Origin of the sequence: Nostoc sp. FACHB-888 (assembly GCF_014696655.1) — a bacterium.
Taxonomy (GTDB): domain Bacteria; phylum Cyanobacteriota; class Cyanobacteriia; order Cyanobacteriales; family Nostocaceae; genus Nostoc.
This window is the reverse complement of record NZ_JACJQM010000024.1, coordinates 70,907-92,718: the sequence shown is the minus strand read 5'-3', so window position 1 is coordinate 92,718 and position 21,812 is coordinate 70,907. Positions and strand designations below refer to the sequence as shown.

17 protein-coding genes are annotated in these 21,812 nt (G+C 40.9%); 4 read left to right on the top strand and 13 right to left on the bottom strand.

The features are described 5' to 3' along the window. Positions 1-348: 348 nt before the first annotated feature. From H6G26_RS17130 to H6G26_RS17115, 4 genes are all read right to left on the bottom strand, one after another. Positions 349-1,323, bottom strand: coding sequence for a hypothetical protein (locus H6G26_RS17130; protein ID WP_190730388.1), 975 nt, complete (start codon positions 1,321-1,323; stop codon positions 349-351). Positions 1,324-1,464: 141 nt separating this feature from the next. Then, positions 1,465-2,685, bottom strand: a complete 1,221-nt coding sequence (locus H6G26_RS17125; protein ID WP_190730387.1) for an MFS transporter — start codon at positions 2,683-2,685, stop codon at positions 1,465-1,467. An 896-nt stretch (positions 2,686-3,581) separates the two neighbouring features. Further along, positions 3,582-4,391 carry a hypothetical protein gene (locus H6G26_RS17120; RefSeq protein ID WP_190730386.1) on the bottom strand — a complete coding sequence of 270 codons (810 nt, stop codon included), beginning with the start codon at positions 4,389-4,391 and terminating at the stop codon, positions 3,582-3,584. A gap of 274 nt (positions 4,392-4,665) precedes the next feature. Further along, positions 4,666-6,105, bottom strand: a complete 1,440-nt coding sequence (locus H6G26_RS17115) for a calcium-binding protein (protein WP_190730385.1) — start codon at positions 6,103-6,105, stop codon at positions 4,666-4,668. Between the two features lie 714 nt (positions 6,106-6,819). On the opposite strand from H6G26_RS17115, the gene H6G26_RS17110 reads away from it, so the two are divergent. Both H6G26_RS17110 and H6G26_RS17105 read left to right on the top strand, forming a co-directional pair. Next, positions 6,820-7,053: a hypothetical protein gene (locus tag H6G26_RS17110; protein ID WP_190730384.1), complete on the top strand. Its 234-nt coding sequence runs from the start codon at positions 6,820-6,822 to the stop codon at positions 7,051-7,053. Further along, positions 7,046-7,327, top strand: a complete 282-nt coding sequence (locus H6G26_RS17105; RefSeq protein WP_190730383.1) for a hypothetical protein — start codon at positions 7,046-7,048, stop codon at positions 7,325-7,327. The genes H6G26_RS17110 and H6G26_RS17105 overlap by 8 nt, the downstream gene beginning before the upstream one ends. A 271-nt stretch (positions 7,328-7,598) precedes the next feature. Here the strand turns inward: H6G26_RS17105 and H6G26_RS17100 are convergent, their stop codons facing one another. The 3 genes from H6G26_RS17100 to H6G26_RS17090 form a co-directional block, all read right to left on the bottom strand. After that, a complete protein-coding gene (locus H6G26_RS17100; protein WP_190730382.1) occupies positions 7,599-8,819 on the bottom strand; it encodes a glycosyltransferase family 4 protein in 1,221 nt (406 codons plus the stop codon). 436 nt (positions 8,820-9,255) lie between these two features. Continuing rightward, positions 9,256-9,888: a response regulator transcription factor gene (locus H6G26_RS17095; protein ID WP_190730381.1), complete on the bottom strand. Its 633-nt coding sequence runs from the start codon at positions 9,886-9,888 to the stop codon at positions 9,256-9,258. Then, positions 9,885-10,721 carry a trypsin-like peptidase domain-containing protein gene (locus tag H6G26_RS17090; protein ID WP_190730380.1) on the bottom strand — a complete coding sequence of 279 codons (837 nt, stop codon included), beginning with the start codon at positions 10,719-10,721 and terminating at the stop codon, positions 9,885-9,887. Before H6G26_RS17090 ends, H6G26_RS17095 begins: the two co-directional genes overlap by 4 nt. Before the next feature lie 77 nt (positions 10,722-10,798). On the opposite strand from H6G26_RS17090, the gene H6G26_RS17085 reads away from it, so the two are divergent. Beyond that, positions 10,799-11,098, top strand: a complete 300-nt coding sequence (locus tag H6G26_RS17085; protein WP_190730379.1) for a hypothetical protein — start codon at positions 10,799-10,801, stop codon at positions 11,096-11,098. 37 nt (positions 11,099-11,135) lie between these two features. Here the strand turns inward: H6G26_RS17085 and H6G26_RS17080 are convergent, their stop codons facing one another. The 6 genes from H6G26_RS17080 to H6G26_RS17055 form a co-directional block, all read right to left on the bottom strand. Then, the gene (locus H6G26_RS17080; protein WP_190730378.1) at positions 11,136-12,047 is read right to left on the bottom strand and encodes a PDZ domain-containing protein; all 912 of its coding nucleotides are present in this window, start codon (positions 12,045-12,047) and stop codon (positions 11,136-11,138) included. A gap of 298 nt (positions 12,048-12,345) precedes the next feature. Continuing rightward, entirely contained in the window at positions 12,346-13,230 is an 885-nt protein-coding gene (locus tag H6G26_RS17075; protein ID WP_190730377.1) for an NAD(P)-dependent oxidoreductase, read from the bottom strand. An 80-nt stretch (positions 13,231-13,310) separates the two neighbouring features. Beyond that, the gene (locus tag H6G26_RS17070; RefSeq protein WP_190730376.1) at positions 13,311-14,054 is read right to left on the bottom strand and encodes a tetratricopeptide repeat protein; all 744 of its coding nucleotides are present in this window, start codon (positions 14,052-14,054) and stop codon (positions 13,311-13,313) included. 407 nt (positions 14,055-14,461) lie between these two features. Continuing rightward, positions 14,462-16,156 (bottom strand): beta-carotene ketolase CrtO, encoded by a 1,695-nt coding sequence (gene crtO / locus H6G26_RS17065; RefSeq protein WP_190730375.1) that lies wholly within the window; start codon positions 16,154-16,156, stop codon positions 14,462-14,464. Between the two features lie 104 nt (positions 16,157-16,260). Next, on the bottom strand, positions 16,261-17,019 hold the full coding sequence (locus tag H6G26_RS17060; RefSeq protein WP_190730374.1) for a DUF2993 domain-containing protein: 759 nt from the start codon (positions 17,017-17,019) through the stop codon (positions 16,261-16,263). A gap of 102 nt (positions 17,020-17,121) precedes the next feature. Next, positions 17,122-18,498 carry a cytochrome P450 gene (locus H6G26_RS17055; protein ID WP_190730373.1) on the bottom strand — a complete coding sequence of 459 codons (1,377 nt, stop codon included), beginning with the start codon at positions 18,496-18,498 and terminating at the stop codon, positions 17,122-17,124. A gap of 572 nt (positions 18,499-19,070) precedes the next feature. On the opposite strand from H6G26_RS17055, the gene H6G26_RS17050 reads away from it, so the two are divergent. Continuing rightward, positions 19,071-21,284, top strand: a complete 2,214-nt coding sequence (locus tag H6G26_RS17050) for a phosphoketolase (RefSeq protein WP_190730372.1) — start codon at positions 19,071-19,073, stop codon at positions 21,282-21,284. Positions 21,285-21,812 lie beyond the last annotated feature (528 nt).

Genomic DNA, 21,812 nt, shown 5'->3' with positions numbered 1-21,812 from the left:
GCTGACCAAAACTAGAGTGGGCGTGAGTCCTAATCATATCTCCCTACTTGGGAGAGGGACTTTTTTCCGGCTCCCCTTCTCCCAAATTTGGGAGAAGGGGCTGGGGGATGAGGGTTTTTTCTGTAGTTTTCAAGGTGGACGCGGTTTAGTAGTTTCGTAGGGTGCGTTATAGACACCCCGAAATAACAAATGAGTACGCCAAAATAACAAATGCGTTGGCGTAGCCCGCACTTCTCTACGAGACGCTCTTGCTAGCTTGCTTTCACCAAGTGGTACGACAAAGCTCCCCTTTATAAGGGCAGGGCTAGGGGGGATCAGTTAGTGCCTCAAATCACAGCCAACTACTTTTCAAACAACCTTTAAACGAGAAATTGCCCATAAGATGAGCAGGAAGATTAAGTAAATTACGCCAACTAGCCCAAACTCAATCAAAGGAATATAGGTTACTTCGTAAATTCTGCCCAAGCCGCGTTCAGTCAATCCATAAACGGCGATTACACTCACTAAAAAGGCTCCGTAGATAGTACGTTTAGTCCATATCCCCACAGGTAGACCGTGAAGCTGAGTAAGCACCAGAATGCCAAGAAAACCAAAGAGGAATGTTGGCCACTTGGTTTGTCCTAGCATCCACGACACAACAACACTATGTAAAACCACTGTAATTTCCAAAGTGAATGTCCACCAACGGCTTACATGGGTGCGGTTAAAGATTAACGACGATTGGAGCAGAAGTAAGAACATATAGAGGAAACCAATTAAGTGCCCCACCGTCGCTTCCATTGGGTGATACCAGAAGGTATAGATAGCGGCGAAGGAGAAAAAATAGCCGTGGTACAGCTTGATAATTTGCAAAAACTGTTGATGGAATGGAACAGAATTGCCAAAAAACAAACCGCGTCGAGGCGTTTCCAAAATCAGTACAAACACTAGTAGAAGTACAACCGCACCTTGAGAAGCCCAAATTGAAGTGTCTTGAGCTAGAGCATCGTACCAAATATAGGTCTGGAGAAAATGTAAAGCGATGAATGTACCATTAATAGCAAGCATGAGGTAATTAATCGGGTGCAAGGCTGATTTGTATTGCAACTGCGATCGCTGCGCCCACAAGATACACCCCCAGATGCTAAACTGATGCCCAAGGTACATCCCCCAAGCCGTCGCTCGACTCCAAAAGGTTGGTTGGGGAAGCTTCCAGTAGTACCAGTTTAATCCTTGGTCAGGAAGTTTGGTGATACTTGCAGGAATGCTCCCACCGATCCAAATTGCGTAAGTAAGGAGAATACTTACAAAGATGCCTAAAAACAATACTCGGCGACCTGTCATAATAATTCGTAATTCTTAATTCGTAATAAAAAGTAGGAATAACCTCCTCAAAGTCCTCCAATTTATTGGAGGATTTAGGAGGATCTAAAGTTTTGGATACATCAGCCATCACTTTTAAAAGATTCTCTAAGACCTAGATTGTCAGGCAACACGTTCTGTCTTTGGTTCAGATGCACTTTTAGTCACTTGCAAACTAAGAATCAAAGCTACTAGCATTACTAAAGTTCCACTCACAAAAGGAGCAGAACTCCCAAATTTCATAAAACTAGCCCCTGCCCATATTGGCCCAGCGATGCGTGCCAGCGCAGAGCAAGAACTGGCAATTCCTAATATTTGTCCTTGTTCTTCTGCGGCTGTCATTTGGGAAATCAGACTGTTTAATATTGGTTGGCTGATACTAATTCCCCATGCCACAAGCATGGTGGCAACCAACAATAAAATTAAGCTTTGTGAGAATCCAATTAGCAGTAATCCTACACCTAACCCTAATATCCCCAAGGTAAGTAACTTTATTTCACCTAAGTGTTTCTTGAGGAATCCGATCAGTCCTCCTTGAATGATTGTGCTGACAATCCCCATGAAAGCAAAAAGATAACTAGTTTGTTGAGGGCCCCAGTTTAATTCCTGCTTAGACCATAAAGCTAATGTAGAGTCCATAGCCGCAACAGCAAAGGTTACTAAAAAATAGATGCCAACAAGCATACAGAACTGTGGACGTTGTGACAGTTGTAGCAAGTTCAGCCGTCGCTGACGGTAGCGATAAGCTTGGATTTTGGCTTTAGTCTCAGAATTTAGAGATTCTGGAAGTAACATCAAAGCGCAAAGCAATGCTAATAAAGATAATCCGCCTGCGAACAACGACGGTAGATGGAAGTTAGCATTGTCTGGATCAGATCCGATAAGAAGACCTCCAATCGCTGGGCCAAGAATGAAACCAAGGCCAAAAGCTGCTCCGATTATGCCCATGCCACGCGCTCGATTAGCTGGCGTGGTAATATCTGCTATGTATGCTTGAGCAGTAGCAATATTCCCTGCCATAATTCCGGCAAGACTACGAGCAATAAATAAAATCCATAATGAGTTGGCACAACCTAACCCAGTGTATGCAATTACAGAACCTAATAAAGTAAGTAATAAAATCGGACGACGACCGTAGCGATCGCTAAATCTGCCCCATAATGGTGCAAATAAGAACTGCATTAAAGAATAAATAGCTACAAGTAGAGTCGCCTCATTAGGTTTTGCGCCGAATTGTTCAGCATACAAAGGTAGTATCGGCAAAATAATTCCGAAACCTAGCAAGTCTATAAATACAGTCAAAAATAAGACGAATATAGCCCTGCCATTATTTTTACTCTCCATAATGCAATTCACTTTTATAAAAAATATGTGTAGCTTGGATTAACTTTATAGAAATTAGGGAACTTTTGATAATAAAAACCTATTGAATGCAATAAGTAATCATCTCAAACAAAAGGATTGAATTTGAGTGTGGTTGAGCAAAATAGCGTGAAACAAACCGAGTATAAAAACTAAGCCAATCAAACTACTAATAAAAGCAACTATTACTTCGTGCTTTCGTATAGCTTTTTGTATTTTACTGTCTATGATGTGTTCTAATTCTTTGTATGACATTGACTTGAAGTTGGCTAAAGATAAAAATTATATAGAAATTACGTCTGATAGAAATTTGAGTATGTTCAAAAAATCGAGCTTATTCAATGGTGAATCATTTCGACACTCCCATAGTGATGAAATAATTCATCATAATAATTCGTAATGACGCTCTCTATAAGACGCTCTTGCTAGCTAGCTTCTCCGTAGGGTTACACAGCTCGCTAACATAATTACAATCCCATTGAGGCAATTCCGGAAAATCAATTACCTATCTAGAAAATAAATTACTTAATAGGCGTTGCAGAGAAAGCGGGATGATTTAGCAACTTCCAAAATTCCCCCCTGCTCCCGGTCACTGAGCGTAGTCGTAACCTTTTGGGGAAGCAAGCTAGCAAGAGCGTCTGTCTGCAACACGCTGTTTGGGTTCGTAGAGAAGTGTTGCCTCAAGAGCTTGCCTCAATTTATCCCGCTGTTCTGCAACGCCACCTAATAGACTGATTGAGCCAATTCTGATTCTCCACTGGGAAAAGTGCATGGAGCATCTTGCAGACCACCCAATTAGAGATTTTGATGTGGGCTGCTGTAGCCTCTTCAATTACGAATTACGTAGCTTACTTCTCGCCGGAGACGAGTATTACAAATTAGTAATTATTTGGCCAAGTACGTTGGCGTCGTTTTAAAACAGCACATGAAAGACCAAATGCTAATATCGCCAAGGTAAAAGTTGGTTCAGGAACTGCAATAACACTTACCTGATTAATAGCTAAGGCGTATTGTGGAGAAGAACTGCTAAAAACGAGTCGTGAGATGTTTGGAGTGTCACTACGAATTCCCAAGAACACTGCCGAGTTATCTAATGCTAGCGATGAAGTACTTAGAGCTGAGAAACTACCCAAGAGGTTATTGGCATTATCAAAAGCTGTGATAAAAGTTTCAACTTCTAAATTACTAATATCTATAGCTATCTGAGTACCAGCGCCAAAAACAGGCTGGGCAAAACTAATACTCAAAGGCCCTCCATTTCCCTGAGTACGAGGATCAGGAGCGCCAGGAGGAAGAGGTTTAAAACCTGTTGGATCTATACCTCCGAAGAGAATAAAATCTCCTTGGGCAAAGTTAGTCCGAATGCCTGGTGGAGGTAAAGTTTGGAAGATATACGGTGGAGTAATCTGAGGATTATTAGTTGGAGCTATATTTATATCCAACTCTAATCCACCTTGGGATGTTGCTGAAAAAGAGTTAGGTAAAAAAACAGAAAAGTCAGGCGCAGAAGGATTAAATACTTTACCTAAACTTTCCCAATTAACTTCATCATTACCTCCTAAAGCAGCACGTTCAGTTACAAAAAATGTAGCGGCTTTAACGGGTAATGGAATAACCGTTATTATTGCTGCAATTGTTGGTAAATATTTAATAGATAACTTGAATAATTGATTGATCGTAAATGCCACAAGACTTACTCCTTAATTTTGTAGAAAATATCATCTAAATGGAAGAATTTAATACCCAGGATGAGGCAGTGCATTGCTCTGGTTGAGAGAGTTAAAGCAACTGCCGTTTTCAACGGTTATGTTGCAAAAACTCTTTGAAGGCTAGCTGGTGGAAACTGATATAATTTATACTTTTATCAGCCCAACCTCTTTCTTTTTTTACAACAGAACTTTTATCCTGGTAACAAACTGCAAAAAACTTTAATTTGTCGTAGACTGGGGACTCGAAGTAATTTTATACCAATTGAATATTCACACTGGATGGGAGATTTTCGAGGGAAGCGAATTGATTTCCTAAGAAAGACAAGTTACCGCTAGAGGTGTTGTAGGAAAAGTCGCTAACATTAGTAGTACCAAACCCTACTTTAGAAACTTCGATTACGTCGCCCTGAGCAAAGTTGTAATCTTTAATGATGTCAAGACCCTCCTTAGCACTGTTGAAAATAAACTTATCTGCACCAAAGCCACCTGTGAGAATATCGTTACCTTCTCCACCGATAATGGTGTCATTACCTAAGCCACCTGAGATAGTGTCATTGCCAGCATTACCGACTAATCGATTATCTTGGCTATCGCCAGTAATGCTGTCACTTTCATTTGTACCGATCACATTGTCAAAGTTGAGTACATTAAATGTCAATTTCCCCAAGATGGGAACGTTGTTGGCAGAGATAGTTTGGGCTTCTAAGTTAGCGGTGGCAGATACTCCAGACAAAGATTGAGATGCATCTATGGTATTATTCGTAACACCAGCATCAGCAATAACTGTTTCTACTTTAAAGACTTGATCTGTTCCAAATCCATCAGCTTTGGTAATTGTCCCTACACCTGAGAGGGTGATGGCTTTACCCAGTTGGCTGTAGTCTGCTTTATCAAAGCCATCTCCACCATCGATGCTGTCGTTACCCCCACTGCCCTTGAAGGTGTCATCGCCTGCACCACCTATCAACGTGTCATTTCCCGATGCACCATCAATCAGGTCATTTCCAGCCAGACCAGTTAATTGATTATTTTGACTATCGCCTTTAATGTTGTCAGCCTCATTTGTACCAATGACGTTGGCAAAGTTGACTACATTGAATGTTAATGTTCCCAAACCAGGAACATTAAAGGCAGAGATAGTTTGGGCTTCTAAGTTAGCGGTGGCGGATACCCCAGACAAAGATTGAGACGCATCTATGGTGTTATTCGCAACACTAGCATCAGCAATCACCTTTTCTACTTTAAAGAGTTGATCTGTTCCAAATCCATCAGCTTTGGTAATTGTCCCTACACCTGAGAGGGTGATGGCTTTACCCAGTTGGCTGTAGTCTGCGGTATCAAAGCCATCTCCACCATCAATACTGTCGTTACCCCCACTACCCTTGAAGGTGTCATCGCCTGCACCACTTAGCAATGTGTCATCGCCTGCACTACCTACCAATGTGTCATTGCCTGTACCACTTAGAAATGACGCATTGCCACCACCACCTAGCAATGACAAATTGCCACCACCACCTAACAATGACAGATTGTCTCCACTACCTAGCAATGACACATTGCCTCCACTACCAACAACTACATTATTTTCTTGGCTAATGGAGATATTGTCATTGCTTCCACTAGTAAAAATCTGATCTTCACCATCACTGCTCGACAAAAAATTATTGTTAGGAATTCCAACAACAATGGACATAGTATACCTCTTGCAGTATTACAACGATCAAATGTATTTGATCGTTGTAATAATTGCATAATAAAACCCCTTGAATTATAAAATTCTGATGAAATCACCTTAAACATAATTAATGTTGTTTTATATATCTGATCAACTAAAGATGCATAAGGATTCAGTTTTTCCAAAAATGCGTTTTTGTGTCGAAAATATTGAGAAGTAATAAAATTAGGACTTACACGCTTTACAAAAAAAAGATTTTGTGTACTATGGCAAATGGTCGTTTCAGGCTTTTACTAATCACCTTTTATTTATTGATTGCATAAGTCTAGTCCGCACTTCTCTACGTTCCCTGCGGGATGCTATGCAAAGGCGCAGCGTGTCGCGCGTAGCAAGACTCCCAAAGCGTTATAAGCTATTATGCCTTTAAATTACACAATAACTCATCAGGTTTGTTGACTGCTGACAGTTAACAGTCAACAGTCAACACAGAAAAATGTGCAACTTAGATGGGCGACAGCTTACCAGCGTTTTCTAGTGTGTCTGTTACGCGAACAGCGATCGCACATAGATCGAAATTGCCTAGTTTCCAGACTTATTTGCATAATTTCGGATACATTACCGCAAATGCGCTGATAATTTATTTTCCCCTCTTCATAAATTCCGCAAAAACACCGTTACGCTATTTGTGCTTGTGATCAAAACTTAGAGCATCCAGTTTATTAGGGCGTGTTTATGACCAACCCTGTAAAGACGGTTATCCAAGTCAATCTGGAGATGGCTCTAGAAGTAGCTCAAGAATTAGAGCAAGCTCCATACACTCAACTCGGTGTTTATTGTTTGGAGATTTTGCGAGAGATAGGATGTGCTGGTACTGAACTCCCAGTCAACCTACAAACTCGCGATCAGCAGTTAAACTTTATTACAGGCTTTGCATCTTATGCATTTGGAGAGGTACAAAGTGTATAAAACATTAATTGAAGATATCTTTTCTGATCCAGAAGAGGCAGAAGAAACTACTTTTCCTGCCACAGATCAAGATTTGCTAATTTTAACAGAAAAATTTTTAGCATTTGAAATTCCTTCAAAGGTTTTCTTACAAGCTATAGCCATTGCTGATTACGATGGTGTAGCTGCTTTTCGTTACGTTGATAATTATTTGACTACCCTGAAAAATAAGAATAAACGTAAACATAAAAAGTTACTTGTGTTAGGTGCTTCGACTAAGTTTGATCATAATTAATGTGTTTCTTTACAAGCTAATTAACAACCAATCTGATTTAGATAAGATAATGTGCACTACCGATGTAGAGAGGTTTCATCGCAACCTCTCTACACACATTTGTTCCACACCAACAACAAATAAGCTGTTACGCATTTAACTTGAACATTTACATGAAGGCTGATGACCGATGACTGATGAATGATAACCGTCAACAGTTAACGACCGTAAAGAGTGTTTATACAATTTAAGCGCGCATCAGCTTAACAATTAAAATTTATCATACAAATTATTATTGCTCTCTCCCAAGACAAACTTGTTCATAGCTTTTACCAGCTATATCCCAAGTAAATTGTGTTTCTACTAGTTGTCTGCCGTTGTGAGACAATTGTGAACGCAGATGTGGGCGATCAAATAGTTGACTAATAGCGGTGACGTACTCCGCCGATTTATTCGCTCGTAATGCGCGTAATGGATGACTAGCGCCATCTACGGCTAATCCTTCTAAACCGCGATCGCTAGCTACTATCGGTACACCAGCTGCCATTGCCTCTAAAGTTTTATTTTTAATGCCAAACCCCGTCCGCATGGGGACAACACAAATGGTAGATTGATGTAAATATTTAACCATCGAAGGCACGCGCCCAACCACACTAACTCCTGGTTTTTTATCAAGTGCTAAAACTTCTGACACCGGATGAGAACCGACAATATCGAAAGTTGTATCAGGATACAATTTTTGGATTTCTGGTAAAACTTCGTTGCTGAAAAAGCAGACAGCATCAATGTTTGCCAAATTATCCATTGCACCGATAAAAATTAAGCGATGTCCACCTGGATCGGTGGTACGGCTGGGGAAAGAAGCTAAATCTACACCATTGGGAATAACTGTAATTTCACTATTGGGGTTAAACTGTTGTAGTTGAATTTTATCTTCTTCTGTTGTTGCAACAATTGCCGAAAATTTAGCACAGTAGTTTTGCTCATAACGCCGCAGAAGTGGTAGATTAATTCTGTCTCTGAGGGAATTTTCGGAAATGCCGGTTGATAGTTGGTTGCGACAAGTAGCGTAAACAGAACTATGAATATTAACTATAGTTTTTAGCTGTTTCTGAAAATGTGGCTGCACATAAATTTCATTAACGCTATGTTCACAGGTAATTACATCACATTTTCCCGCTTCCACCCAGTTATCAACCCATGTTTGCATCTCAACTGAGTAGCGGTTAAGTACGCTTGGCGGTGTCCCCTGCTGCATAAATCTCCCAAATCGCTGTATTTTCTTCAATATTCCGGTAGTTCCAGAATCTGGCGGGCGTTCAAAAATGGCTAGATGATCCACACAATCGCGTAATCCTGCTACTTCTGCGTCTGTAACATCGCCCTCGCGTTGAGTTGCGAGGGTAACACTATGACGTTGACTTAGGTATTTCAGTAAATTAAATGTCCTTACTTGCGTTCCCCCGCGCGTTGGTGGGTAGGGAAAGGTGGAAGATAACATTAAGATGTTCATATAAATAATGAATTAAATGTGATACATACACCATGACCTGATTTGAGGCTGTATGTCATCATTTGATATTGAATAGACTTCATGCGATGTGCAACTTAATTTTTGACTTCTCTCCAAACCTCTCTCCTAAGAGGCTACGGTGTACACACAAGTCAGCAGACCTCTCCCAAACCCCCTACGGTGTACACACAAGTCCTCTAGAGTTACCTCACAACCTTTTGATCCCCCCAACCCCCCTTAAAAAAGGGGGGCAAAAACCTCTCAAAGTCCTCCAATTGATCGGAGGATTTAGGAGAATCTACAACATTTTGGTTTTGTATAGGAATATGTGTACACCGTAGCCCCGCAAGCGGGGAGGGGAGACAAAGCATAGCTTTGGCGGGGTGGGGTTCTTCGAGTTTAATAAGCAATCAAGCGGACAGGATATCACTACAAATCACAGCATAATCAAACCCAGTCGCACACCCACAGCAACAGCCTCGGTGCGACTAGAGACACTGAGCTTTTGAAAAATGGATGAGAGATGAAATTTGACGGTATGCTCCGAAATGTGCAAGCTTTTAGCGATCGCTTTATTCCCCAACCCAGAACCAAGCATACCTAAAACCTCTATCTCCCGTGGTGTCAAGGTTTGTACGGGATTCGCTACCACTTTCTCCCGGATAGATAGTAATTCTATAGCATCCGGGTGCAGCACTACCAAACCAAAAGCGATCGCCTCCACAGCAGCAACAATTTCTGATTCTGTACTAGTACTGGGCAATATCCCTCGGATACGAGAACGTAATGCTGTCTCTAAGTCGATGCTGTCCATTTCCTCAACAATAACGATCATTCCTAGCGGATATTGCTGTTCTTGAATTAGCAGCAATTTATCCCACACTGATTGTTGAAGATTGCCACTCAAATCTACCAGCACCACATCTGGTTGTAATTGCCCAACTTCCCTTGCCAATACATCCAAATCGGATGCACTCCCCACAACCGTCAGCCGAGGATTGGTAGCCACCACAGCTGATAACCCTGCCCGCACAACAGGGGAAGTGGCAACTACCATCACTCGGATCATGTCGCCTCCACAGCAGTTTTATCAGACTGCACCTCAACATAAATCACGAATTGCTGCCCACCGCGTAGGAGTTGTAGTGGCACAGATCCTTTACTGTCATGGAGATATCTGCTTAAATCATTCATGCTAGTGAATAATCGTCCCGAAACTCCAATTAAAACATCCCCGATTTGCACACCAGCAGTTTCCGCCGCACTGCCAGGTAAAATTGACAACACTAATAAACCCAAGCTACGCCTACTTAAAAGCACAGGTTGCAGTGTAACTCCCAGTTGCGGACGACTATTTCGCTGTAAAAAACGCTCAACGGTGTTGCTGGGAACTGCCACAGCCAAACCATTAACAATCATCGTATTAATTCCCACAACTCGACCGAGACAGTCGGCAAGTGGCCCCCCAGAATTTCCAGGATACAATTGCAAATCAGCCATAACAGCCCGTGGATTATTTGCATAGATAATTCCAGTTGTCACAGCGCCACTGTCAGCAAACGGATTACCCACCGCTAAAACTAATTCACCCACTCGTAGCGCCTCAGAATTGCCAATGATTGCAGTAGTTAAATTAGTGGCGACAATTTTCAGGGCTGCTAAATCCTGCTGTGGATCAAATTGTGTACGCACTGCATCAAATACCCTTCCATCTGCCAATTCCACAGTTGCGCGGTTGCTGGTAGCCACATGAGCATTAGTGATAATTAGTCCGTCAGATTGCCAAATTACACCAGAACCGACTCCTAAAGAGCCGCTTTTCACTTTGACAGTGCAATCGCGTAGTTTAGCAGCTACCTCTGTTAATTCAGCAGCGATGTTAGTTAATGTTGTGTTTGCCATGTTATACAATTTTTCCCTATGTCAAAATAGAATCAGTGGGCTGACAAGAGTTTTTAATCAGGTTGCGATAATTGAGAATGCTGCAAGATATCAGTCAACCCAACTTTGGAAAGCAAATTCTGACAATTCCGAGTTCAAAGGCTCAACGTTTGAGCAAAAAGGTCGAAGTTCCGAGTTCAGAGGCTCAACGTTTGAGTAAAAAGGTGGAAGTTCCGAGTTCAGAAGCTCAACGTTCGAGTAAAAAGATGGAAGTTCCGAATTCAGAAGCTCAACGTTCGAGCAAAAAGGTGGAAGTTCCGAGTTCAGAGGCTCAACCTTCGAGTAAAAAGGTGGAAGTTCCGAGTTCAGAAGCTCGAATGAATAGAAAATTTAGATAAATCTTGACACAGTTAGTTAAACTCATCCCAAATTGGATTATTCTTCCTTAGTAGGTCGTTCGCCAACTGCGATCGCTAACTCAACTAACACTCCACCCCGGACAACTTGCAAGTTGACAGTTTTACCGATGCGATCGCTATCATTAAGCAGCGCCAGCACATCACCTGTATCGCCCACAGTTACGCCATCGAACGTTACCAAAACATCGCCAAGCAACACACCTGCATTGTCAGCAGGCCCGGAAGACTCAACATTAACGACAATTACCCCAGTTGCAGCAGTTAAATTGAGAGCAGTTTTCAGGTTCTTTGGTAAGCGTACAGGTTGCATTCCCACACCTAAGTAGCCTTTTGAAATGCGTCCTTTTGCTACTAATTGGTCAACAACGCGATCGACTGTAACAGTAGGAATAGTCAAAGCAGTACCACGCCGTCCCGATGTATTCATGCCTACCACAAAACCAGCAGCATCTACAAGCGGCCCACCTGCAAAACCAGAGTAAAGGGTGATATCTGGGCGGATGAATTGGTCAATATTTCCGCCACTCATACTCCGCCAAGCACCGCTAACCACGCTAACCGTACCCATCGCTGCCCTTAAGTCACCTTCGCTACTTCTTGCCAGTCCAAGTACCAGATGACCAACTTTGAGTGTTTTGGCATCGCCAATTTTTGCCACAGGTATTTCTACATTTTCTAGTTTAAAAACAGCTATATCGGTGCTAGAGTCATGACCGATGAGTGTTACTGGTGCAGTGCTACCACTTGATAGAGTGATGGTAATATCATCGTAGCGCTGGAGGGACTCATCAGAAGTAACAATAATTCCATTGCGCCAGTGAATGCCGCTTGGGGAAACACGAGTACCCGCATTAACTGCAACCACACTGCTTCCAGCTTGTTCTACGGTATCAGCTAAACTGTTGGATAAAGCCAGTAATGAAGACATAAGATTTTTGTGCAAACGTTCTTAGATGTTCATATCGTGCCGTTTTATCGACACAGATGACATCGGAAAAATGGGGAGAACTCATCCTAGAAAAATGGCTAGGATTTCTATTAGGACTTTCAAGGTGACTCGTAAAATAAGATTGTTTTTTCTCAGCGTTCTCTGCGCCTCTGCGGTTTAAAAATAATTTATGATCCTCCCGGACACAGAGCTAGTTGTATAAAACCACCCTACCTTTGAAAGCGGGAGGAGTTAGGAGTGGGGTTCTTTTATTATGGGTAATTTGGCGGATATGATATTAAAAGTTAGGAATTAAAACTTCTAACTCCTCTAATTCTTCCTTTACAGATAAAGGCTGATAACCCAATACAAAAGCTTTAGAACTATCCAAAGAAACATCTGCTGGTCTAGGTGCTGCCATTTTCACATCTTGTTGTCGGCAAGATTTAAGACCGATAGGGGGGAGTTGAAACACTTCCACTAATATTCGTCCAAAATCATAACGCGAAATTCGTTCTTTTCCACCTAAGTGAATAATGCCGTTAACTTTTTCCAATGCTAATAAAAGTCCTTTGGCGGCAGTTGTCCCACTCACTGGGGTGCGAAATTCATCAATAAATAAATTTAGTTCTTTTTCTGCTTGTAAAGTTTGAATAAATGGCTGAATAAAACTTTTAGCTGTGGGTGTTTCTGCACCAAACATTAACGGCATCCGACACACTGCGGTCATAGGATGTCTTTCCAGCATACCTGCTTCTGCCATGACTTTTTGCTCCCCGTAAAGATTCACAGGACACACGGCATCTGTTTCTCGATAGGGAGCATTTAAACCATTAAAAACTAAGTCGGTTGAGGTAAAAGCACAAGGAATAGAATTATCTGCACACAGTCCGGCAATATTGCAGGATGCTGTAACGTTAATTGCGTGCGATTCTTCGGGATGGGTTTGACAAAAATTTGGTTGTGATAGTGCAGCAGTATGAATGACTGCTGTTGGTTTGACATCACTAAATATACGCTGCAATTCTTGAAAATCTGTTAAGTTCACTTTTAGCATTTTGATGCCCGGAATCTCTAGAGAATGGAAAAGATAAGTGCCATAAACTTCCCATTCTTGTTTTGCAAGCTGGCAAAGATGCCATCCCAAAAAACCACTTGCACCGGTGATTAACAATTTTTTCATGTCTAATCGTAACCCGCTGAAGAGAAAAAATTATTGCTACAGCAAGTTTCTATTCTATCCTGACTTCTAGTTAAATAATACTATTGAAGTAATGTCTGAAACTGTTTTTCATTACGAATTTTGCTAAAGTCTGGGTCAGTTTTTGCTAACTTCTTGTATTTATCAGGAACAAACTGGATTGCTTTATCTAGGTTCTCAATTGCTAATTCGAGATTGCTTTGTAAAGCATAAGAACAAGCTTTGTTGTAATATCCTTGGTGCAAATCTTGCTTAATAGCGATCGCTTTATTATAAGATGCGATCGCATCTTGGTAGCGGTGGAGTTTTGTTAGAGCAATGCCTCGGTTAATTAAGGCTTCATATTTGCCGGGTTGAATGGCGATCGCTTTGTCGTAAGATGCGATCGCGTCTTCGTAACGTTGCAACGATGTTAAGGCTATGCCACGATTATACCAAGCTTCATATTTGTCGGGTTTAATCGCGATCGCTTTGTTGTAGGATGCGATCGCATCTTTGTTGCGTTGCAACGATGTTAAAGCTATGCCACGGTTAATCCAAGCTTCAGGACTTTCAACTTTGATGGCGATCGCTTTGTCATAAGCTTTTATTGCATCTTCGTAACGTTGTCCATCTAAGAAATTATTACCTTGATGAAAGAAATCTTCTGCTTTCTGGGTAACCTTCGCTTCAATGAAAAGCTGGGTTACATTACTTTTTTGCACAACTTGTGTAGTCTTTTCTGTTGATGAGTTTGCCCCACCACTACAGCCAAATGCCAAGAAAGCTATCAAGCCAGATGCAACGAAGCAGCTCCGAAAAACCATGCTGTACCTACAGAATTTATAAAATGGTGTTAAAGTTTATTCGTTTTTTGAGTGTTATCAAAATACACTAGTTTTACCATTCATTTACTTAAATTTTGAAAAATAACTTTTTTGAGGATGCATAGAAGCTTCTTCAAATCAAGCGTATGTTACATTATCATATTAAATACACATAAAGCAATTATTTAGAAAATATTTCAGCCAAAAACGATAATTTGCGTCGCTATAGCAATCCATACAAGAGTTACGAACAAAAAGATCCGCGACTTATTTAATAAGTCGCGGATCTGAGCCTCTCTATACTTCACTCACGTAGGAGGATGCCAACTGCTAATTAGCTAGGGTTTTCGAGCAACAATGATATCATGTCCGCTTAAAAACTTATTGCCTAACAGGATGTACAACGCTTAATTAATCCCAAACACCGACTCGACAGTTGACTTAATCGAATCCCGCGCATCTTTCAAAGTTTGGCTAATGGGATGCTTTGCCTGCAAAAATACACGCGCACAATTGCGTCCCGGCATTCCCGAAATCGAACCACCTGGGTGAGTTCCTGCACCAGTCAAAAATAGATTCTCAATTGGCGTTTTGTAGTTGGCTATTTCTGGCAAGGGACGGAAAAATACCATCTGATCTAAAGTCATGTCAATATGGTAATAATTCCCTTTATACGCACCTAATCTCTCACCTAATTCTGCTGGACTTTCTACACGACGGGCGATCGTTGCGTTCTTGACATTTGGTGCATAGTCTGCCAACTTATCAACCACTTTATCTGCAACTTTGTTTTTCAATTCATCTGTCCAACCAGTACCTTTTAAACCAGTCCCTTCTGCACCAGCAATTTGATAAGGGGCAAAATACTCAATCCATACGGTATGTTTACCTGGTGGTGCTAATGTGGGATCTAAATAGCTAGGCATCACCACATACATTGATGGGTCAGAATCAGGAATTTCTCCCAAGCTACATTTACTATGAGCCTGTTCTACATGAGCCACGGAATCGGCAATCAAGATAGAACCAACGAGATATTCGTCTTTGTGGGCGTGGTATGGAAAGCGTAATGGTTCGTCTAAAGCCAAGTCTATCTTGAGGATAGTTTCGTTGTTGTTAACGATACGGCGTTCTAATCTTTCCCATAAGTCAGGATCGGCTCCATCGATATCGCTTTTATCGGTCATTTGCAAAAATAACCGCTTGGCATCAATATTAGAAATAACCCCGTATTTAGCGCGATATTCAGTGTTACCAGCAACTCGTACACCAACAGCTTTTCCATTATCAATTAAAACTTTTTCAACATGCTGGTCTGTCAGAATAACGCCACCCTTACTTGTGACTAAATTCACTAAAGCTTTCACAAGTGCGCCAGTTCCGCCGCGTGGTCTGGCCATTCCAGGATTGTGACGCATCGCCATCATAATTGCACCAATGGCAAGCGTTTTTTGCGATGGCGGCGCACCAAGTTCTGCTGCAAGTCTGGCTAATGGCGCTTTTAAAAATTCCTCATCAAACCACTCGTTAAGTAAATCCTCAGCGCTGGTTAACATGGTGCGAATAAAGTCCAGCGTTTTATTCGGGGAACCAATCATCGAAAATAAATCTTTTAATTTTTTGATATCGTAGTTACCAAGGATATCTATAATCGATTTGGGCGGTGCATTAAACATAGGAACCATTGCACCGATCGCTCGTTGCCAATAATCTACAAATTCTGCGTATTTTTTGGCATCACGTTCACTATAACGAGCGATTTCTGCACAAGTTTTTTCCAGCGACTTATGTGCTAAGAAATACTTACCATCAGGATGAGGACAGAAAGCAACTGGATCACACTCCAAATAATGCAAGCCATATTTTTCTAGTTCTAATTCTTCAACTACCGGCCCCAAGTGAATGAATTCATGGTCAATAGCACACAAGTTAAATTTAAATCCAGGAGCTTCTTGTGGTAAACATTCTTCAGTTGTTGCTGCACCGCCTGGAACAGAACGCTTTTCTAGTAACAGGACGCTATAACCAGCTTTCAGCAAATAAGCTGCACAAACTAAGCCATTGTGTCCAGCACCGATTAGCACAACATCATACTCTTGCATAGTTGAAATTTAGAAATAAGTAGATTTTAAAAGCTTATAAAACTTTTAAAAAACTTGCATCACTCCCTAGTTACAAAAAATATCTTTAACTAGTGTTAATACCACTAAGGAGATAGTACGGTTAAGGATGATGGTATTTGCTTTACTTGAGTTTCTACCAGAAGTATTAAACTACCAATTTCTACTTTTATATCTTTAATAGAAAAGGCTATATCTTCCCATTTAAAATATGGTAAACTGATTAGTTCTTTAGCTTTATGCATTAATGCTGTAACGAATTCTATTGAAACACCCTCTCCCTCAGTGCAGTTAAAACTCTCCAACATCATGGATTGTAAATTAGTCCGTAGGCGAAGAATCACGGTGTAGGCAAAAGGGCGAGTATTTCCCATTTCTTTTAACAGTACCTTTCCCCTACATTCTATTTTGCCATCACCAGGTAAAAATACCTGAATTTTTTGCGGCTCAAAACTAACAATATCGCCATTTACATCCAACTGCAAATTTTGCATCTGGGTGCGAATCAAATCTGAAGTCAAGGCGTGGTTAATATCTACTTCTGTAACTATAACGCGAGCTATGGCATTTACTGGCTCATTAAGTTCTATTTGACCAAAAATAGCACTGAAGGGATTAATGGCAATACTTTCTGTTTGCAGTTTTATTTCCTGTACCCGAAGGCCTTCTTGGATTACTAATCCTTGTCCTGCAACCGAAACTCCATCCGCCTGTCCCTGAACTATTTTCAAAAGATCGGTTTGTACATCTATTTCTATTTCTTCTACTGTATCTAGCTTTTCGGATACTCTCCTTTCAGCTTCCTGTGATAGAAATTTTTCCTCCAACCGATTCTCATCAAGCATGAATTAGTAATCTCCTAAATTTTCTCTTACTAGTTACTGTAAAGGCTAGGTACTAACGAGCGAATCTACATTGCGGTATATGCAAGTCGGAGGATTGAGTAATCAACTAGAAAGTATTGTTTGTTTTTTAAGTTTTGCTTTTTTGGTAACAACCATTTTTACACCGCCGCTAGGAACAATCGTAATACCACGACGGACTGGATGCACTACACGTTTATCAGTAAGGCTTAGTTCAAAATTGGATAAGATTATCGCTGTTACTAATTTTAGTTCATACATGGAAAATGCAGCACCAATGCAACCGCGATAACCCCCACCGAAGGGTAAATATTCGTAAGGTGAAAACTTGTGGTTGAGAAATCTTCCTGGCTGAAACTGTTCTGGTTCTGGGTAAGTCTCGCTTCGACGATGTGCTAAATAAATACAAGGAACTAAAACTGTTTCTGATGTAAATTGTTGTCCCATAATTTCCACACTATCTTTTACCATTCGTGGTGTGCAAATTAAAGCAATAGGATGAATTCGCAGTGTTTCTTGACAGACGGCGGTAAGATAAGGTAATTGTGTAATTCCTTCAGGATTTGTGATATCATCCAAAGTATTTAGTTCTTGCATTAACCGATGTTTCACTTCTGGGTGAGAGTGAATTAAGTGAAATATCCAGGCTAATACGCCAGATGTAGTTTCATAACCCAACAACAATAATGAAACTAGTTGATCGCGTAATTCCTCATCTGTCATCTTTTGTCCATTTACGTCATGCGCTGACATCAGCATACTGAGAATGTCTGTACGCATAGCATCATTTTGCGAACGTCTTTCAGAAATTTCTGCATAAATAAGTTTGTCAATTTGCTCTCGTCTTTTTAGGAACATTCCCCAAGGACTCAATGCACCTAAATCTTGTTGCAGCAACGGAAAGAAAAATAAGCTAGAATACCAAGGTTTAGTTACATCTTCTAACAAAGAACTCAATTGTTCTTTTAATTGTTGGTAACGCGCACCATGAGTAATACCAAATACTACCTGTAAAATAATTTCTAAAGTGATATTTGACATTAAGTGATGTATACAAATATTTTTACCTAATGTCCAATCTTGTATTAGTTTTTTAGTTATTTGACAAATTACTTGTCCATAAGACTTTAAATTATCGCCATGAAAGGCTGGTAGTAATAACTGCCTCTGTTGTTGGTGCGATCGCGCCTCTTGAAATACAATAGAATTTTCTCCAAATAAGGGTTTAAATACATGGGTTGCTTTCTTAAAATCTAACTTTTGTGCAGGTATAGCGAAACAATCACTAATTGCTTGAGGATGGCTAAAAAATACTATCGGTGGTGACTTTAAACCCATTACCCGCATTGTGAAAATGTCACCATAGTTGGCGGCACAACTTTCTAAGGTTTTTGTGGGTTTAGCAATTAATTGCAGAGTTTGTAGTAATGCTGGTGTGCGTATATTATCAAGTCCTTTCATTGTTTATTCGATGTTTTAGGATTTACTAGGCTGACAATAATTCAATAAGTTTGAGTAATGCTTTTCCTCCCCACTCTTCTTTTTAAAGAGGAAATTAGAGTAAGCTTGAAAAAGTTTTTAAGAGAATTTTATAAATGAAAATTCTACTAATTGAAACGTATTGGCAAATAAACACCATTAATTTTTACAAGGACAATAATAATATTTTTTCTGAATCTTTAAAAGCATTTACGGAAAAAACTTACTAAATATATTTTGGGTAGATGTCCAGTTAAATTACATCTTTTGGTTTTATTCAAATGTCCTGTATTGCTGTATAATAACAATTTTAAAATCCATTATTTGACAGTTGCAATATATTCAAATCCCCCATAGCCCTTTTTAATGAGGACTGTGGGGGATTATGTAGAAGCATTGAAAATCAATCTAAATAATTTTGGCGCGTAACCATTTAAAGTACTTATTCTAAGGTTGCAAAAAAGCAATAAACTGTTACAACCTCGAAGATGTAAAATTTTTGTTAAATTCAACAAGCATCTACAGTTTCACCGAATCGTCAAAAGGTACTCAGCATGACTGCAATCTCCCCAAAGGCATCTTCAGCGCTTCCTAATTTTTCTGAAGGAATTCAATATTTTGGTGAAGCGTTACCAGATTTTGAAACTTATGGCGCAACACCTGCTATAGAGTCGGGCAAAGTAGCGATCGCATCTCCCACAGAACCGAATGCTGTATATCAAACTTTACTTGCTGCTGATGCCTTACGCTACCTAACTTTGCAAGTTACTGCGAGTAAAGCTTCTGGGCATCCCGGCGGATTCGCCAGCCAAGCGGAAGCTTACGCATCTCTTGTCATGCTGGGATACAAGAACATTATTACCGAAGTCGGACACCACGCCCCCGGATTTTATAGTGCCATGTTCTTGGATCGTTCGTTAGAAGACATGGGAATTTTTACAGTCCAAGAATTGCGCGATCGCTTCCGAGAAAAGCACGGACTTTTAGGACACCTTTCTGGTTACATTCCCGGTATTCTCGCACCGGCTGGGCCTTTGGGACAAGGGCAACACTTTGCAATGGCAGCTGCACTGTTGCACAAAGATAAGTTGTTCCCCTTTACAGTTGGTGATGGTGGATTGGGTGAGCCTTATATTGTAAGTGCGATCGCACATTTCCATACTGCTTATCCTGCTGTCACCAATTTCTTGCCGGTGTTGGTGTGGAACGGTTACAGCCAAGAACATCACAGCATGGTTTCTCTGAAAACCAATGAACAGATGCAGGCATATTGGCAAGGTAACGGTTTTGATGAAGTGGTTTTAGTGGATGCCAAGGATTTCGATGATCAAAATCAACCAGGGGATTACGTTGATAGTACCGCCTTTTCCTTTGAGAAACGCCTAGCATTTACTCAAGCAGTACTTTCTGGTGTAGATAAAGCAGCGCGATCGGCGTTAGGCGGTAAACTTACCGTCTTCATTATTAAACAACTCAAAGGTGCAGGAGTCCACGCGCGCGGGGCAAAATCTCACAACCTGTATCCTAAAGATACGCTGGATGCGCCGCATATTGTTAGTGCATTGCAAACCCGTGCTTTGTCTGCGGAAGCTTGGCAATTAGTTAGAACAAATGCAGAACGCGCCGGTGGTGGCCCAGCAGCAAAAACTGTGGTGACAGAATTTGAATTTCCATTACCAGAATTAGGCGAATTACCTTTAGAAGAATATGCAGTTGGAGGCGAACCAAAAGTTTCCACAACCGCAATGGGACGATTGGTAGGAATAGTGGGAAATAAAGATCAGAATTTCCTCGTCACCAACGCCGATGGTAATGAAGCATCAGGAATTGCCAACATCAACCAAGCATTAAAGATTATCCACCCCACAACCGACGACTTATATAATCAAGCACCAAATGGACAAGTTTATGAACCATTGAGTGAAGATGCTTGTGCCGGTTTAGCTGCGGGTTTAGCGTTAATGGGTGCGAGAACATTGTGGTGTTCTTACGAATCTTTTGCCATCAACGGATTACCAATTTGGCAAACTGTAACCCAATCAATGGCAGAATTACGCCGTCAAACTCCTTCGACTATTACTTTATTTACAGCAGGCGCATTAGAGCAAGGGCGCAACGGTTGGACTCACCAACGTCCCGAAATTGAAGCTTACTTTGCTTCGTTGATGCGAAATGGAAATGTTTTCCCATTATTTCCGCCTGATGCTAATAGTATTCAAGTCTGTTATGACTGGGCATTGAAAACTAAGAATAAGGGAGTTGTGATTACAGCTAGTAAATCGCCATTGCCAATTCGCACAACTTTAGAACAAACTCGTCAAGGGTTACGCGATGGTGCGGTGCTATTGCATGAAGTTGCTGGCGATAAACAAGTTGTATTTGCTGTGATTGGCGATTTAACATTAATGCCAGTATTTGAAGCTGCTGCTTTTTTAGAAACTGAAGGTATTGGTGCAAAGATAGTTTCTGTTATCAATCCTCGGCAATTGTACCGTAGCCATGATACTGCTTGGGATACTTGTTCCCAACCCGAAGGCGGTTTCTTAGATGATGCTAAATTTGCCGAATTATTTGATGGCGATGCGTTAATTGCCGTTACTGGTGGTGCTGCGGGGATGCTAGAACCGATTCTGTTAAGGAGTACAGCCAAGCGCGACACCTTTGCTTGGAAACGTGGCGAAACTACAGCGAGTGCTGGTGAGTTGATGGCGTTTAATGGATTAACTGCTGAAGCGTTGACGAAACGTGCGATCGCGTTAGTCCATTAAGGCTGCGATTGTCTTTTATTTTATCGCAAATATACGTATGGGAATGCTGAAAAATTGCGTTTAATGCGTATATTTGCGTTTTTTTTTATGAGAACTTTTAAGGCATTGAGATTAGTTTAACGCGATGTGCGACTTATTTTTAAAACCCCTCTCCAAACCTCTCCCCGAAGCGGAGAGAGGCTTTGAATATTACTCCCCTTCCCTCGTAGGGAAGAGGCTGGAGGTTAGGTTTGAGATAAAGTTGCACACCGCGTTAGTTTATAAAATAAATATGGTTATATTTGCTGAAATTGTTTAACGTTAACAGGTTTTCAAGTCGCAAAAGCTGCTTTTCAAGTCACAAAAGCTAGTTTACGAGTTCAAAACTTGATTCACAAGTCAGGATGAAAGGCGATATTTTTATGGAAAACATGGCGTTTAATGGATTCACTGTGGAGGCTTGACGAAAAGTGCGATCATTTTAGTACATTAAGGCTGAATACATATAATATCATCTGATACGCCCACCTAAGTGATTTATTGGGTGGG